The sequence below is a fragment of the Rhodococcus sp. IEGM 1366 genome, assembly GCF_033142425.1.
GTDB classification, from domain to species: Bacteria; Actinomycetota; Actinomycetes; order Mycobacteriales; family Mycobacteriaceae; genus Rhodococcus_F; species Rhodococcus_F globerula.
The window spans coordinates 1-16,756 of sequence record NZ_JAWLRZ010000018.1; the positions used below are offsets into that span (position 1 = coordinate 1).

Sequence of the window (16,756 nt, forward strand, 5' to 3'; positions counted from 1 at the left end):
GTCTATCGGGGCCGGTACGCCGGAACTGTGTGTATGGCGTTGTTCGAGCGCGCCGGCGACGCATTCCCCGCTCTTCCGGAGTTCTCGGCGCCGTTGAGTCATCCGGCGTTGGCCGACCGCATCTACACCGCGGCGCACGAACTCGGTTACACGATCATCTGAAATGGCTGGTCAGCCGCGCAGAGGACGTGGAGAGCGCCGATCACGGGCATTTCCGCAGACATGCATCGAACGCACAGAAGATCAACATTCACAGCGGAAACCCGACCCTGATGCAGCAAGATCGCGACGGCGAGACAAGTAGCTGGAACGGAAGAACCGACATGACCCGCGTAACAGCGGAGATCATGTACGCGACAAAGAGTACGCGGGGGATGGCGACGACTAAGGCTGTGACTTCGGATGCAGACTGTGACAAACCACAGAGCGGTTTTGGCGGGCCTTGCCGCCGCGGTGCTGGGCCTCGGCGCGTGTGGAGGGAACGAAGCGCCGGCGCTTGAATCTCCCTTTACGCCCAGTACAAGTGTCGAGTTGCCGATCGACCCCTATTCATCGAGTGGGTCATGGAAGATTCCCGAACAGGTGCAGCCGGGGCGGTATCGTGTGACAGCCAACAGCGACCCCGTGGTCAGTCTGCGCTGGTACACGTTGTGCCGAGATCCCTTCTGCGAGGACACGATCAGCGAGACCACGAGCTATGCGTCGGAGGGCGGGGATTACGTCACTATTCCCAATGATGGCAGTGTGCGTGGAATCAAGAACAACGGCGTGAAGCTGGGGCCGGCGGAATGAGCGAAACGTACTTGCCCATGGGGTACCTCGCCAATTCCGAGGGCAGCGATATACGAAATCAGTAGCATGCTGAGGAAATAACGACTTGGGAAAGCTGTACTAGCGGCGAGGCGAGCGACGGTACGTGGGTTGTAGATGACTCGGAGTTGGCCGTTGATATGTCGTGAGACACTGACTGCCATCAATGTGAGCCGTGGTTGGCCATCTACGCCGAGCCCTCGCACGCTCACCGCTGTCGCGTCTCTGCTGCTCGTTTCGGCAGCGATCGCGTCGTGTGGCGACGCAGAGGACGCAGCGTCGACCTCGTTAACTGCGGATGCTTCGTCCGATCCCAATTTTTCCGCATGCGACATTCTTCCGATGGATGCGCTCGAACAAAGCGGGTTGGACGTTAGCCCGGCTAAAGAGACGTTTCAGGACGCTCAGCGAAGCGAATCCGAGCGTGCCGCGCTGGCGATGGGCGGGGTACCGATCTCGCTGGATGCGTATCGCCATACCCGGGCGGGTCGAGCCGATGCTGATCCCACTGGTACCGAACAGCTACTTCATGGAGCAGCCTGGGGCAGAAAAGCGAACGTGGTTCCAAGAATGTGCTAGGCCGGCCCTAGCATGAAACGCACCCTTACAGCACTGGCGGCTTTGTTGCGCTTTGCTGTCGGCAGGTGAAACCTCCGACTCAAGGTTTACTCTGACTTCCATCGCCGACAACTACCGGGGGCAGTTGCCAGTGATGTCGTTGATTGCACACGCCTGGCTCGCTGATTAGGTAGCGATCGACATTGGTCCAAGCTGATGACGCTGCGCGGAAGGAAGATTCAAATGTATGGCATCCGTGCACCTTCTGGCAGCTGCAATAAGGCATTATTAGCGAAATGTCCTTTTCCCGAGTGATGCCGAAACCATGCTTTTCTCGGGAAATCGGCAGGTCAAAAGTGTGTTCCCCGCGAATACGGGGATGAGCCCTTGAACGTCCTGAGCGCCACCAAAGCAGCGAGGTGTTCCCCGCGAATGCGGGGATGAGCCCTTCTGCAGGGTGATATCGGAAATCCGCTTGGTGTGTTCCCCGCGAATGCGGGGATGAGCCCATCCTCAAGAACATCGTCGTGAGTGAACCCAAGTGTTCCCCGCGAATGCGGGGATGAGCCCGGTGACAACGATTGTGTGATAGCGGTATCGGCGTGTTCCCCGCGAATGCGGGGATGAGCCCTGATCGTCGCCATCGAAATCCTCGACCGAGCAGTGTTCCCCGCGAATGCGGGGATGAGCCCGCCACGATGCACCGTCCTCAGCTACACAGCAAGTGTTCCCCGCGAATGCGGGGATGAGCCCCAAGTTCCCGGACGCGTCTGCCGTCTCGCAGTGTGTTCCCCGCGAATGCGGGGATGAGCCCTCCCCGACAAACCCGACACGGCGATCCTCATCGTGTTCCCCGCGAATGCGGGGATGAGCCCGAGCAGGAAACCCGTCATCGCCCACGCCTGCGGTGTTCCCCGCGAATGCGGGGATGAGCCCGTGCCCGGCTCCCACACGCCACCGGTGTCGAAGTGTTCCCCGCGAATGCGGGGATGAGCCCGATGGGATGCTGTTGAACAGCATCTTGATCTGGTGTTCCCCGCGAATGCGGGGATGAGCCCAAGACCACTGATGACATCGAGAGGGATCTGAAGTGTTCCCCGCGAATGCGGGGATGAGCCCTACCGCGGTTCTCGGTTCCAGGCACTCGAGGAGTGTTCCCCGCGAATGCGGGGATGAGCCCGCGGGACTGTTCGGAAGGCTCGACGGGCAAGGGTGTTCCCCACGAATGCGGGGATGAGCCCCGTCTACAACAACGGTATTCGCGAGGCATGGAGTGTTCCCCGCGAATGCGGGGATGAGCCCGGTTCGGGTGACGCGAGTTTCTCCCGTTTCGAGTGTTCCCCGCGAATGCGGGGATGAGCCCACGGCCGGGACGGGCGGCGCACTCACCGACGTGTGTTCCCCGCGAATGCGGGGATGAGCCCAGGGTTGCGGACGCCTCGAGGATCGCTTCGCGGTGTTCCCCGCGAATGCGGGGATGAGCCCTCCACTGAGCCAGGCCAGTTGCGGAAGAAAGCGTGTTCCCCGCGAATGCGGGGATGAGCCCCGCACAACAGTGCCCACGTCTTCACCACCTTGGTGTTCCCCGCGAATGCGGGGATGAGCCCGTCAAGGGCGACGAGATGCACATCGACAACGCGTGTTCCCCGCGAATGCGGGGATGAGCCCCTCGAAGAACTAGAGGAGATCATCAACGGATGGTGTTCCCTGCGAATGCGGGGATGAGCCCTGGGGGAATAGGGTGCGAGCCCAGAGCGACCAGTGTTCCCCGCGAATGCGGGGATGAGCCCACCCACTGTCCGGCGTCGTCGATGGTTCCGTCGTGTTCCCCGCGAGTGCGGGGATGAGCCCAGTCGAATCCGCGCCCGTCGGACCGGTTGGGCGTGTTCCCCGCGAATGCGGGGATGAGCCCACGACACCCGCAACGAACACCATCGCCCCGACGTGTTCCCCGCGAATGCGGGGATGAGCCCCAGTGAGTTCCCGCTCCGAACAGGGCTGCCACGTGTTCCCCGCGAATGCGGGGATGAGCCCCAGGACCGGATGTCGAAGAGGCTGCTGTCTCCGTGTTCCCCGCGAATGCGGGGATGAGCCCATCACGCAGGAGTTCCACGGCTACAACGGAACGTGCTCCCTGCGAATGCGGGGATGATCCCAGAGGAGGTGCGCACCGTGTCGATCACGATCTGTGCTCTCCGCGAGTGCAGGGAGAACAGGATGCGCAGCTCGGTCCGCGTTGCGATTCAGACTCGTGTCCCTAAGGGGCCAGACTGTCTTGGTTGTAAACAAGAATCTGGATACTGGGGGCCGAAAACCGCGGCGTGGAAGTGGTTTGTCGACGTACGACGCTGATCTCATGTCAGATGCCTTCAGTAATGTTCCCGTTGACACGGGGCTGATCTAGGTATTGCAAGTTCTGTGCGATTTTTCGACGTGGTATCTCACCGAAGGCGGAAATGCGCCTTCGCGAGGGTTTCGTATTCTCACTGACCGCGATGAATACGGTATCGCGTTAGAGGCAGCGAATTGGTTCTTCGTGCTTCTGCGACTGAAATGCAACGGTATTGCGGTTTTAAGATCTCAATTGTCTGAGCCAACGAGTAGGTTTCTTTTGACCCGCGGCGCTCGGCCAAGGATTCACAGTCAAGTAGGTAACGATGACACTCAGTTCGGCAACGCGGTCCGCGTGGGCGAAATATTCGCGCGACTCGGGCGATTGGCTCTCCCTTCAGCGGCATAGTGCGGATGCGGCTGCGGTGGCAGGCCTGTTGTGGGATCGGTGGTTGCCGCTGTCGACGAAAAAGATTCTGGCGAAGGGGCGGACCTTCGATGAGGCGCGGACACTTGGATCTTGGTTGGCCGGCACACATGATACGGGCAAGTTGAGTCCAGCGTTTGCGATGCAGGTGGAAGATCTCGCTGCGCCGATGCGTGCGGCCGGTTTGGAGATCAAGCCGGTTATCGCGAATCGCAGTATGACGCCTCATTCACTTGTCAGTCACATTGCTATTGCCGAGTACCTGGTGGTGCAGGGCTGGGATCCTTCGGAGGCAAGATCGTTTGCGGTTATTGCTGGTGGGCATCATGGAACACCTCCGGTTCGTCGTCAATTGTTGGAAGATCCGAAGCGTGCGCACTTTGGCGACACTGCCTGGGAGGTTTGCAGGAATGAGTTGCTCGACTACATCACGGAGCTCACAGACGCTAGAGCCTATTTCGGTGCGTGGTCGGCGCGTGCGCTGAGTGTTCAGGAACAGGCGTTGTGGACGGGGTTCGTGATCATGTCCGACTGGATCGCCAGCAATGATGAGTTCTTTCCGCTGGGAGAGAATCGAGATTCTGTCCGCACTGCGGAGCAGATGTGGGAGCGGCTGGCGTTCTTGCCGCCGTGGGAAGCGCATCCGCCGGGGGATCTTGCGGCGCTGTTGAAGGCCCGCTTTCGTTTGCCGGACGATGTGGAGCCGCGCTCGATGCAGGTTGCGGCGGTCGATGCTGCACGGGGGATGGCGGAGCCGGGAATGCTCATTGTCGAGGCCGCCATGGGCACTGGAAAGACGGAAGCAGCGTTGGCTGCTGCGGAGGTGCTGGCGCAGAAGTTCGGTCAGGGTGGGGTTTTCTTTGCTTTGCCGACGATGGCGACGTCTAATGCGATGTTTGAGCGTGTTCTTGGGTGGATCGAGGCGCAGGACGGATTAGCTGCTGCGAGTGCTGTTCTCGCGCACAGTAAGGCGTCACTCAATCCGAGCTACCGTGAACTGCAATCAGAATCGGCTTTGGGTGTGGTCGGTGACGACGTGTGTGATCACGGGGCGACAGTTATTGCGCATTCATGGATGTCCGGGCGTAAGAGGGGACTGCTCGCGGAGTTTGTCGTCGGAACCGTTGATCAGTTGCTGTTCGCGGCGCTCAAAGCGAAGCACGTGGTGCTGCGGCACTTGGCGTTTACCAACAAGGTCATCATCGTCGATGAGGTTCATGCCGCGGACACGTACATGCGTGAATACCTGAAGCGGTCGTTGGAGTGGCTTGGGGCATATGGGGTTCCGGTAATTCTCCTGTCGGCGACGCTACCGTCCGAGCAGCGTGTTGCGTTGGTTCAGGCCTACCAATCAGGTAAGGATGCGCACGAACATCTAGTAGGGGACATTGGCTACCCCGTGATTACCGTGTGCCAGGCATCCGGTGTTGAGGCGATCAGTGTTGACGACACTTCTGCCCCGAAGACAGTCGGGGTTGTGCAGCTCGATGACGAGTTGGACTCACTCGTCGAGCTGCTGACGGATCTACTTGCTGACGGTGGTTGCGCTGGCATTGTTAGAAATACGGTGAGGCGTGCGCAGGAAACTGCGAGAGTATTGGCGGAGCAATTTCCCGGTGACGTGACGTTGATTCATTCGCGTTTCCTTGCGCAGCATCGCAGTGATCTGGAGGCAGGGCTGGTCAAGCAGCTGGGCCCGAACGGTCAGCGTCCGGCGCGGCGGATTGTGGTGGGCACGCAGGTGATCGAGCAGTCTCTCGATATCGACTTCGATGTGATGATCAGCGATCTGGCCCCCATTGATCTTCTCTTTCAGCGAATGGGACGGTTGCACCGGCACAGCTCGACGGTTCGCCCGGAGCGGGTACGAGATCCCCGGTTCTTCGTCACCGGGGTAGTGGATTGGGCGTCGGATCTTCCGGTGCCGATCACGGCGTCAAGCAGGATATATTCCGATGTTCTCTTGGTGCGCACGTTGGCGGTGTTGCGTGAGCGCTGGTGCGTCGGATCCGTCGAATTGCCACGAGATATTGCTGAACTCGTACAGTTGGCGTACGGCGAGAATGTACCGATCCCGCAGACGTGGGCCGCGGACTATCGCGACGCAACTGCGCGAGATGTTGTGGAGAAGAATAGAACGCGCCTGGAAGCGTCCTCGTTTCTCCTCCCAGAGCCATACGCCGAGGAAACCTTGGTCGACTGGTTGGCAGAAAATGTCGGTGAAGCCGACGGTCCGCGAGGGCAAGCGAAGGTCCGTGACACGGACGAAGGTATCGAAGTTATTGTCACCCAACGGATCGGTGAGAACGTTCACCTTCCGGAGCAGTGCGGTGGCGCGGTGATCGATACGGACTTCGCACCCAGCGGCGCGTTGTCGAGGCAGGCCTTGACCGCCACGGTGCGATTGCCGATGCAGCTGACCGGCTCATGGCGGATTGATCAAACACTGGACGAGTTGGAGCAGCGATGTTACTCCGGCTGGCAGGACTCGAAATGGCTTGCAGGAGAACTCGTCCTCGAACTCGATGCAGAGGGTTGCGCACATCTTGCTGGTTTCGACATTCGGTATCACTCCATCGAAGGGCTAATCGTGACGAAAGAAGAACTATGACGGTCACAGAATTCAATTTGTTGTCCGAGGCGTGGATTCCAGTGCATCGCACTAACGGTGATCAAGGATTGGTATCCATTGCCGAGATATTCGATCAGGCATCGACGATCAGAGGTGTCGGTGGGGACATCCCCACCCAGGCCTTCGCCCTTCAACGGATCCTGCTGGCGATCGTGCATCGGGCAATCGACTGGGGTGACAAACCCGAGAAGCGGTGGGCACAGATATGGAAAGGCGGGCAGTTTCCGATTGGTGAGATCGAAAGCTACACGCGACATTTCGCGCATCGATTCGACCTGCTAGATACGGTGGAACCGTTCTTCCAAGTTGCCGATCTGGCAACGGCGAAAGGGGAGTTCACTTCTCTCGAACGTATAATCGCCGACGTCCCGTCGAACGAAAAATACTTCACCACCAGAGCCGGCCCGTCATTGGCGTCGATTTCCTACGCAGAGGCAGCGCGGTGGATCGTGCACTGCCAGGCTTTCGATCCTTCGGGCATCAAGTCCGGCGACCCGCGAGATCGGCGGGTGAAGAATGGAAAGGGCTACCCGATCGGAGTTGCGTGGTCGGGGCAATTGGGCGGAGTGCTCTTCGAAGGCACTAACCTGTTTCAGACATTGTTACTCAACACGGTCCTACGCAATCGCGCAGGTGATCTGCCTCCGTTAGCGGATGCACCGGTGTGGGAGCGAGATCACGCGGGTGCCGGGGCGCGTGAGGACCCAACACCGCTGGGCCCCACAGATTTACTAACCTGGCAGAGTCGTCGTTTGCGGCTCGATCACGACGGAAAGTCCGTGCGCGGCGTGCTGATCATGAACGGTGACGCAGCAAGTACCCACAACCGGTTCGACATGGAGTTCCTGACACCGTGGCGTTTTAGCGAACCTCAGTCCAAGAAATTCGGCGATGTTCGTTACCTGCCGCAGGAGCATAAGTCGGAACGGGCATTGTGGCGCGGCGTCACTGCGCTCCTGAGTGACGTTTCCGATCCCAAGGTCGACGGACGGATGAAGTCGTTGGCCCCGGGCGTGGCCCATTGGCTCGATAGGTTGGTGGACGGTGGGTATCTGGACAAGAAGCTGACGGTGCGTCCTCATGCGCTGGGCTTGGCCTACATCAATCAGTCGTCAATTGTGGGTGAGAGCATTGATGATGTCCTCCAGATTCATCTTGCGCTCCTCGGCCGACACAGCGAGACACGAAGTTACGCAACTATGGCCGTGGGCGCGGCGGATGGTGCGATAGCCGCACTCGCCAATCTGGCCGGCAATCTCGCAGCCGCATCCGGCGGAGAATCGGACGGACCACGATCTGTCGCCCGGGCGGAGGCATTTTTTGCCCTCGATGCACCGTTTCGACGATGGCTCGCCCAACTCACTGATGACACCGATCTCGAGGACTACCTCCGAGAATGGCATCGGACAGTCAAATCCACGGTCGAACCGATGAGTCGGGCTCTCATCGAATCAGCCGGTGCCCCGGCGTTTGTCGGGCGCTCTGTGCGTGAGCGCCATGTCGATTCGTCACAGGCAGCGGTCTGGTTCCGGCAAGCGCTCCGCAAAGAGCTCGTGCACGCATTTCCTGCAATGCCGAAACCAGATGCCAGCAAGGAAGGTGCATCCGTATGACCACATCAGAGAAGCTCGACGAAAAGCCCCGATCAGCCGATGACAAGCTGAGGGAGTCGGTATCCACTGTTGTGGGGCGACTTCAGACGGGCTATTTGTCGGATCGTCGCGAATTCGATGTCACGGCACGATTAGCTCGATTGAGACGCGCAATCACATCGGAACCGGGGAGCGTCCCGGCCGTCTGGCAAGACACGATCGGAAGTATCGAACCGGAGTTACTCAACCGTGATGACACACCGTCGCAGTACGAGTATGCAGCGCACAGTGCGATAACCCTGTTTGCCTTGCATCAGCAGGCTGCGTCTGCAGGGATGCACAAGAGGGGAGTTTCCCTTGGTCGGGCAGCGCACCAGTTGGGCCGCCACACCGCCAATGAGGAGGCCGTTCGCAAACGCTTCATGACTCTTGCGACATCGGACTCGCGTGAGGAATTGTTGCATCACCTGCGTGGGCTGATTACTCAATTCAGGTCCGCTGGGGTGCCACTCGACTACGGGCGATTGGCCGTCGATTTGCGCCGGCTTCAGACGCCCTCGGCTGCCGACAGCGTTCGGTTGGCCTGGGGCCGTGACTATTACAGAACAAGCCATCAAGAATCAAACGCCGCATCGGTTGATGCTGCGGAATCCGAGAACTCTTAGCAGAAGGACCACATATCCATCATGAGTAACACCTTCATCGACATCCATATTCTCCAATCGGTTCCTCCGAGCAACATCAACCGTGACGACACCGGCAGTCCCAAGACTGCCGTGTTCGGCGGCGTTCGTCGGGCCCGAGTGTCAAGCCAGGCTTGGAAGCGTGCCACTCGCAAGAGATTTAATGAGACCTTGGACAAGTCGGATATCGGTTACCGCACCAAGCGGGTCGTCGAGTTGGTAGCGGACGAGATTCGACATATCGACGAGACCTATCAGGATCGTGTCGATGACACGCAGCGTCTCGCTGCGGACGTTCTGAAAGCCGCCGGGATCAAACTAACCACACCGAAGTTGCCGAAGGACGCGCCGAAGGGTACTCAGGCTCCGGCTGATCAGTCGGGCTACCTTATCTTTCTCAGTGCCGGACAGATCCGAAAACTAGCAGAACTTGCGATAGCCTCTGATCAGTCGGGGGTCAAGATCGTTGTGAAGGACGCTAAGGCTGCAGTCAACCAGGACAACAGCTTTGACGTCGCACTGTTCGGCCGCATGGTCGCTGACGATGCGGAACTGAACGTCGACGCAGCTGCACAAGTTGCCCATGCAATCAGTGTGCATTCGGTCGCCAACGAGTTCGACTATTTCACAGCCGTCGACGATTTGCAGGAGCGCGATTCCGAAACCGGTGCAGGCATGATCGGTACCGTGGAATTTAACTCGTCCACCCTCTATCGTTACGCCACAGTCAATGTCGGCGGTCTCCGCAAAAACCTGGGCGATGACGCCGCGACTGCCCGCGCGGTGGAGGCTTTTGTGGACTCGTTCACGCGCTCCATGCCGACAGGCAAACAAAACACTTTTGCCAACCGAACGTTGCCCGACGCAATCGTGGTCACAATTCGAGACGACCAACCCATCAATTTGGCGGGTGCATTCGAAGACGCAATCACCCGAGATGACACAGCCGGTGTGATGGCAAATGCGGCTTCTGCCTTTGCCATTCGGCATGAAGATGTGGCTCGTGCCTACGGCACCGGATCAGGGCACACGTTGGTAGTTGCTCTCGGAGCTGCGGCGAAGCCGTTGGCGGGACTCGGTGAGCAGGTGTCGATCGAGGACCTTATCTCACAGGTAGGTGCGTTGGTGGCGGAGCGGTTGTCGTGACGACGCTCTTGCTGAAATTGTCTGGCCCCATGCAAGCATGGGGCGCGGCGAGTCGATTCAGTCAACGCAACACCCGACAGGAGCCGACGAAGAGTGGAGTCGTCGGCCTATTGGCAGCAGCACAGGGACGTCGGAGAACCGATCCGCTCGAGGATCTCGCGGCATTGAAATTCGGTGTACGCGTTGACCAACCAGGACAGTTGATCCGCGACTTTCAAACCGCGAAAAGCTTGGACGACAAGCGCACGATGCCGTTGTCGTATCGCTACTATCTCGGCGATGCAGTGTTTGTCGCTGGTGTGGAAGGTGACTCAAATCTGGTGGGAGCGTTGGCTGAAGCTCTACGAAACCCGACATTTCCACTCTATTTGGGACGTCGATCATGCCCACCTAGTGGCCCCTTGCGGCTGAACGTTTCCGAGACGCCGCTGATGACAGCACTTGAATCAGCACCGTGGGAAGCAGCGAACTGGTACCGCACACGACAAGGAAAATCCGTGCACCTACGCATCGCGATCGACGCCGTGGACGGCGAAATCGGCGAACTGGTTCGGGACATACCGATCAGCTTCGATCCGACGTTGCGAGAATACGGCTGGCGCAACGTCATCGAACATGGCGTGAATATCGAAAACCCAAAAGGTCGCGCAAATACGCACGACGTCATGGCCGCACTAGGGGGAGCATAAATGTTCTTGACCAAGATGCCACTGAACCCGGCACGGCGTGGCGCGCGGAAGCTTCTCGCATCACCGCAATCCATGCACGCCGCCGTACTCGCCGGATTTCCGCCGGACACCTCCGACAAGGAAGGCCGGGCACTCTGGCGAGTCGATCAGACGGAAAAGCATGACGTGAGTCTGTTGATCGTCAGCCCGCGAGAACCCGATCTCACCCATCTTGTCGAACAAGCGGGTTGGCAGACCGGCCAGATGTGGCAGACACGGAGCTACACACCACTACTCGAACGAATCACGGCAGGCCAGCGCTGGAGTTTTCGGCTAACCGCCAACCCCGTCCACAACATTCGCAAGGAAGGATGGTCGGACACCAAACCCGTCGGACATGTGACAGTCAAGCAGCAGGAACAATGGCTCCTCGATCGTGCAGAACGACTCGGCTTTTCAGTACCCGACGGACCGGAGACCGAAGCAGCATTCGCTGTCACGAGTCGAAACAGTTTGGTCTTCAACAAGAGCGGCCATCGGGTTACGATTTCCACCGCGACATTCGACGGTGTTCTCGACGTGGTAGATCCGAAGGTATTCGTGTCCACACTCGTCGTCGGAGTTGGCCGAGCCAAGGCCTATGGCTGCGGGCTCCTGACCATCGCGCCGGCCGGATGATTGTGACGCGATGACCGGACCGCGCCCCGCGAAACCTAGTGAACTGGTTCGAGCCACCGACAGATTGTCGTTCATTTATCTTGAACGTTGCACGGTACATCGTGACGGCAACGCCATCACCGCAACCGATGAACGCGGAGTAGTTCACATACCCACTGCCACAATCGGCGCACTATTACTGGGTCCAGGAACACGGGTTACTCATCAAGCCATGGTCTTAATGGCGGAAAGCGGATCGTCCACTGTATGGGTCGGCGAACGTGGGGTGCGGTACTACGCACACGGAAGACCGCTGGGTAGGACAAGCAGATTACTCGACGCACAAGCAATGGCAGTGTCGGCCAGGGCATCTCGCTTGGCCGTCGCTCGCCAAATGTATGCGATGAGATTTCCCGGTGAAGAAATTGGATCGCTCAACATGCAACAACTGCGTGGCCGCGAAGGTGCACGTGTACGAAATTCATATCGCGAACATGCCAAACGCACTGGCGTCGAATGGAACCGGCGAGATTACAACGTCGAAGACTTTGGGGCATCTGATGCGGTTAACCAGGCACTGTCAGCGGCCACAACATGCATATGCGGAATAACCCACGCGGTGATCGTGGCACTGGGATGCTCCCCCGGCCTCGGCTTCGTCCACACCGGGCATGATCGGTCGTTCGTCTACGACATCGCCGACCTCTACAAAGCTGAGATCGCAATTCCGATTGCATTTGACATCGCAGTTCAGGCAGAGGCTGAAGGTGAAGGCTTCGATGTCATGGGCGTGACCCGTCGAGCAGTCCGCGATGCTGTGTACAACGGAAAACTGTTAAGTCGTTGCGTTCAGGACATCCAGCAGTTGCTGTTACCCGACAGCTCAGACGAAGGCGAAGGCTGGGAAGCGGACGTCGTTCAAATGTGGGACGACCAGGGCCCGGCTGTGGCGAGTGGAACATCATACGACGAGGTTCCGTGGTAGTCCTCATTGTCACTGCGTGCCCATCAGGTTTGCGTGGGCACCTCACACGCTGGCTGTTGGAGGTGAGTCCCGGTGTTTTTGTTGGTGTCTTGAACAGGCGGGTCCGCGAATTGCTCTGGGATCGTGTGATCGAACTCTGCAATAACGGGCGAGCGATCATGGTGTTCACCGCCCGCAATGAGCAGCGACTCGAGTTTCTTGTTCATCGACACGACTGGGAGACTATTGACATCGACGGTGTGAAACTCATTCGACGGCCGCACACTGGTGAAGCATTGGAGTCAGCATCCAAGCCGCGTGCGGGCTGGAGCAAGGCAAGTCGCTATCGTAAGGCTCGATCCCGACGAGCGGAGGAGTAGCAGAGATCGGGGCCTATTATTTGGATCCTACGTCTCTAAGTGATGCTGAAACCTTCCCCTTTCCAGAAAAGTACCAGGTGAAGAAGTGTGCTCCCCGCGTATGCGGGGATGAGCCCTTCCATCGAAACTCGCCGGCCGGAAGCCATCCGGTGCTCCCCGCGTATGCGGGGATGAGCCCAGGCGGGAGCCGGCGAACGCGTGAGCTGGGAAGTGCTCCCCGCGTATGCGGGGATGAGCCCTGCACCAAACGAATGACGCGAAAATGACGGACGTGCTCCCCGCGTATGCGGGGATGAGCCCTGTGTGTCGAGATCGAACCGCTTCTCGTCGAGGTGCTCCCCGCGGATGCGGGGATGAGCCCAGGTGGTCGCCGGCGACTTCGTGAGCTGGGAAGTGCTCCCCGCGTATGCGGGGATGAGCCCTGAATCGACTGATGACCATCTGCGCTTTTCATGTGCTCCCCGCGTATGCGGGGATGAGCCCTGTTCGGCGGGTTCAAGTCATCCGCATTCGACGTGCTCCCCGCGTATGCGGGGAGATGAGCCCTGATGACCAACAACCCGAGCACAGCCATGCCCGTGCTCCCCGCGTATGCGGGGATGAGCCCTGATGACCAACAACCCGAGCACAGCCATGCCCGTGCTCCCCGCGTATGCGGGGATGAGCCCGTCGTGCGATCGTGCCGCCCTGGAAGGACTGCGTGCTCCCCGCGTATGCGGGGATGAGCCCACAACGCAGCTCGGTCAGATGCTGAGCATGACGTGCTCCCCGCGTATGCGGGGATGAGCCGTGCCACTCATTCCGCCCAGTGCGGCAACGAAGTGCTCCCCGCGTATGCGGGGATGAGCCCATCGTGTTCAACACGAACCTCACTGCCGCGACGTGCTCCCCGCGTATGTGGGGATGAGCCCGGGCTGAAGGTTGTCCGCACCAACGGCGCCGCGTGCTCCCCGCGTATGCGGGGATGAGCCCTGCGCAGGGTCGATACAACCAGGCCAAGGTTGGTGCTCCCCGCGTATGCGGGGATGAGCCCAGTTCGTAAATGTGGACGCCGAAGTTGTCCAGGTGCTCCCCGCGTATGCGGGGATGAGCCCACTTTTCAGCATCCGTCGGCTGTACCGGGCAAGTGCTCCCCGCGTATGCGGGGATGAGCCCGATCCTCCGTCTATCGGCCGTCCAGGGCGGTTGTGCTCCCCGCGTATGCGGGGATGAGCCCAGCAGGGTTGCTTTGCCGTAGACGTCCATCAGGTGCTCCCCGCGTATGCGGGGATGAGCCCTCTCGCGCGGGGTAGTAGCCCGTGAATCCGAGGTGCTCCCCGCGTATGCGGGGATGAGCCCTGCATCGACAGCATGTCCCACTTCGATCGGAAGTGCTCCCCGCGTATGCGGGGATGAGCCCACGCGCACGCGCACGGTGGGCAAGGTGGTCGGGTGCTCCCCGCGTATGCGGGGATGAGCCCAACGACAACCACCACGACGACCACAACGTCGGCGGTGCTCCCCGCATATGCGGGGATGAGCCCGCATCACCGGCTGGACTGACCCGATGTACGTCGTGCTCCCCGCGTATGCGGGGATGAGCCCGGCACCAACTGGCAACCGTGGACGACGTACAAGTGCTCCCCGCGTACGCGGGGATGAGCCCGCGACAGGCGTGTGGTTATACGTGCATGGTTGCAGGTCTTGTTTTCCGGGGGTCTGACCGGCGGCGATGTCCTCTTTCTCCGATTTGTTGTGGGTTGCATGAGGTGGGTCGCACGTGGTGCACCGTTGCCAATCGGTGTACGACTCGTCGGTCAAGGCCCAATCGGGCCTTGACCATGTGTGATGGACACGCTTGATCCTGGTCCCAGGCTGGGGAAAGCGAGAAGATCTAACCGGATGGCCAAGAAAAATTACACCGCAGAGTTCCGCCGCGACGCGGTCGAGCTGTACCGCGATACCGACGGCGCGACAGTGGTCGGGATCGCCGTCGATCTGGGTATCGCGCATGGTTCGCTGACCGCGTGGCTGAAGAATGCGGGTATTCCGATCCGCAGACACGGCACCAGCAGTGCGCCGCGGCTCGACTCCGGCGAGACACCGAGCTGGAAACCGCCCGGCTCCGGGCCGAGGTCACACACCTACGCGCGGAGAAAACCAAGCTCGAGACCGAGCGAGACATCCTGTGATCGGCGCCAAATATTCCGCCGGAGAGACGAACTGGTTAACCGGCTTCCAATTCGTTGCAGAGGGTGACACCGAGCGCAGTGATCGTGGCGAGGCTCCCCGTCACAGAATCATCTAGCGAGACCGCAACAGGGAGAAACTGCACCACGGCAGGCACCTGATGGAGGTTGATGTCGACTCGGTCACCGCTGAGCGCAACTGCGCGCTCAAGGGATATGGGGGAGTTGATGAAGATCAGGTCCTCGTCGGAGCGCACCTTCTCGTTCATTCCGAGCTGAAACCCCAACAGGTCTACTGTGCAAGCGTCGACCCCTGATGCGGTGACGATGATCCTCTGGTGGGAGAGTGTCGTGTTTTCTCCGCGTGCGAGTGTCGTCATCATGGTGGTGGCCGAATCGGTTTCGGCGTTTACCTTTCGGGTGGTGGTGGGTTGGTCTCCCGCGTATCCGCGGGTGGAGTTCGATGGTTTGCGGGGTGTTCCGTCAGGGCGATGTGCAGACTGCCGGTCTACATGCTGGTTAGAGCCAGCTGGCAACGCCCCCGTGACCCGAGCAGGTGCCTCGGCGGCTTTGGCTGAAGCTGTAGGTGCCGTCACTACATTTCGCGGTGGCACCTGAGGGCGCTGAGGGTGCCTGCCGTGGGGAGGGAATGCAGTTGCCCGCGGTATTGATGTATCCGCCAACACAATCACCCCTACCGCCTCCGGAGTTTCCGCCACCGGTCGTGCCTTTCGACGGCGGCTGGGGCGGCGGGTACTCCGGTGTTGCGGCGTGCGGCACGAAGGGAGCAATCGCAACCTCGGTTGGTGTCATCGGGGCGAGAGTTCGGGTCGGCTCGAGTGTCGTCGTAATCGGCGGTGGGGGAGGCGTTGTCGTTGTCAGAGTGGCTGGTGGCGCCGACGTGGTGGTTGTCGTTTTTCGGGCGGTCGTCGTCGATGAGCTGGTCGGTGTGGGAGCGGGCGTCGACGTGGTGAGAATCCGGTCGGAAGTCGGGGCTGGTGAGGCGGGTGCAAGCGCGCCGCCGGTCAGCATCACACCGAACGCAATAACACTGACAATGACAGCAGTTCGCCGGTTCGGGATTCGAGCCCAACCGATGTGACCGCGTAGAAGCGCGATCACGCCGACGACAAGCGCGATCAAACCCACAAACACTAATAACGTGGCCACGTTTTCTCCTAAAGTCAGCAATTCCAAAGCAATATTTTTGAAGATTCAACCATGGCGCTTTGGGTGGAATGTGACAGACGTCCCTTTTCTGGACACTGCTGGGTCCTTGAGCATCGCGGCGAGGCAAGGCGACGTTGTGCACGTCGAGGGTTCGGGCACGAAAGCTCTGGTTGATCACCCCGCGGTCGGAACCCGAACTGGGGACGACATGAACGAACTCGGTAACGTCGTCAACATGTCACAATGGTGGTCAACGATCACACCAGTTTGCCTCCAAATATATTGCGCGACAGCCGCTTCTGAGTTATTTGTTCAGTGGCTGGTGAGGGCGCGGTTGTCCCATCATGTCGGCAGTCCCGAGGTTTGTGCCTTCGAGGGCATTGAGTCTGAGTTCCAACTGCCACACGGAGGTTGTCGTCGTGCATGTTCACGGCCTCGATATTCCGTCACAGGAGAAGGGGCTACAGCCGTGTGGCGGTCAAAGTGTGATCGGCCAACGCCGCGGCAGCCGTGTTGCTCACAGCGTCGACGATCGGTGTGTTGGGATCGGAAAAGTTTGACGTACGCGGG

Annotated in this window: 12 protein-coding genes and 2 CRISPR repeat arrays; of the genes, 10 read left to right on the top strand and 2 right to left on the bottom strand. The window is 59.7% G+C overall.

The window, feature by feature from the left end; all coding sequences use genetic code 11:
• Positions 1-411: 411 nt before the first annotated feature.
• From R4P64_RS31875 to R4P64_RS31920, 10 genes are all read left to right on the top strand, one after another.
• Positions 412-792 carry a hypothetical protein gene (locus R4P64_RS31875; RefSeq protein ID WP_317824189.1) on the top strand — a complete coding sequence of 127 codons (381 nt, stop codon included), beginning with the start codon at positions 412-414 and terminating at the stop codon, positions 790-792.
• Between the two features lie 934 nt (positions 793-1,726).
• A CRISPR array of direct repeats spans positions 1,727-3,524; the repeat unit is 29 nt; unit sequence GTGTTCCCCGCGAATGCGGGGATGAGCCC.
• 501 nt (positions 3,525-4,025) lie between these two features.
• The gene (gene cas3, locus R4P64_RS31880) at positions 4,026-6,737 is read left to right on the top strand and encodes a CRISPR-associated helicase Cas3' (RefSeq protein ID WP_317824190.1); all 2,712 of its coding nucleotides are present in this window, start codon (positions 4,026-4,028) and stop codon (positions 6,735-6,737) included.
• Positions 6,734-8,371, top strand: coding sequence for a type I-E CRISPR-associated protein Cse1/CasA (gene casA, locus R4P64_RS31885; RefSeq protein WP_317824192.1), 1,638 nt, complete (start codon positions 6,734-6,736; stop codon positions 8,369-8,371). The genes cas3 and casA overlap by 4 nt, the downstream gene beginning before the upstream one ends.
• A complete protein-coding gene (gene casB / locus R4P64_RS31890; RefSeq protein WP_317824193.1) occupies positions 8,368-9,015 on the top strand; it encodes a type I-E CRISPR-associated protein Cse2/CasB in 648 nt (215 codons plus the stop codon). The genes casA and casB overlap by 4 nt, the downstream gene beginning before the upstream one ends.
• Before the next feature lie 21 nt (positions 9,016-9,036).
• Positions 9,037-10,179: a type I-E CRISPR-associated protein Cas7/Cse4/CasC gene (cas7e, locus tag R4P64_RS31895; RefSeq protein WP_317824194.1), complete on the top strand. Its 1,143-nt coding sequence runs from the start codon at positions 9,037-9,039 to the stop codon at positions 10,177-10,179.
• Positions 10,176-10,868: a type I-E CRISPR-associated protein Cas5/CasD gene (cas5e, locus tag R4P64_RS31900; RefSeq protein WP_317824195.1), complete on the top strand. Its 693-nt coding sequence runs from the start codon at positions 10,176-10,178 to the stop codon at positions 10,866-10,868. Before cas7e ends, cas5e begins: the two co-directional genes overlap by 4 nt.
• Positions 10,869-11,525 (top strand): type I-E CRISPR-associated protein Cas6/Cse3/CasE, encoded by a 657-nt coding sequence (gene cas6e, locus R4P64_RS31905; protein WP_317824196.1) that lies wholly within the window; start codon positions 10,869-10,871, stop codon positions 11,523-11,525.
• Between the two features lie 10 nt (positions 11,526-11,535).
• The gene (gene cas1e / locus R4P64_RS31910) at positions 11,536-12,489 is read left to right on the top strand and encodes a type I-E CRISPR-associated endonuclease Cas1e (RefSeq protein WP_317824197.1); all 954 of its coding nucleotides are present in this window, start codon (positions 11,536-11,538) and stop codon (positions 12,487-12,489) included.
• Positions 12,483-12,848, top strand: coding sequence for a type I-E CRISPR-associated endoribonuclease Cas2e (gene cas2e, locus R4P64_RS31915; RefSeq protein WP_317824198.1), 366 nt, complete (start codon positions 12,483-12,485; stop codon positions 12,846-12,848). Before cas1e ends, cas2e begins: the two co-directional genes overlap by 7 nt.
• An 87-nt stretch (positions 12,849-12,935) precedes the next feature.
• Positions 12,936-14,493: a CRISPR direct-repeat array (repeat unit 29 nt; unit sequence GTGCTCCCCGCGTATGCGGGGATGAGCCC).
• 361 nt (positions 14,494-14,854) lie between these two features.
• Complete coding sequence (locus R4P64_RS31920; RefSeq protein WP_317824200.1) at positions 14,855-15,019, top strand: hypothetical protein; 165 nt, start codon at positions 14,855-14,857, stop codon at positions 15,017-15,019.
• A gap of 35 nt (positions 15,020-15,054) precedes the next feature.
• Here R4P64_RS31920 and R4P64_RS31925 read toward each other — a convergent pair whose 3' ends face one another.
• Both R4P64_RS31925 and R4P64_RS31930 read right to left on the bottom strand, forming a co-directional pair.
• On the bottom strand, positions 15,055-15,399 hold the full coding sequence (locus R4P64_RS31925) for a TerD family protein (protein ID WP_317824201.1): 345 nt from the start codon (positions 15,397-15,399) through the stop codon (positions 15,055-15,057).
• A gap of 136 nt (positions 15,400-15,535) precedes the next feature.
• A complete protein-coding gene (locus R4P64_RS31930) occupies positions 15,536-16,186 on the bottom strand; it encodes a DUF3761 domain-containing protein (RefSeq protein ID WP_317824202.1) in 651 nt (216 codons plus the stop codon).
• Between the last annotated feature and the right edge of the window lie 570 nt (positions 16,187-16,756).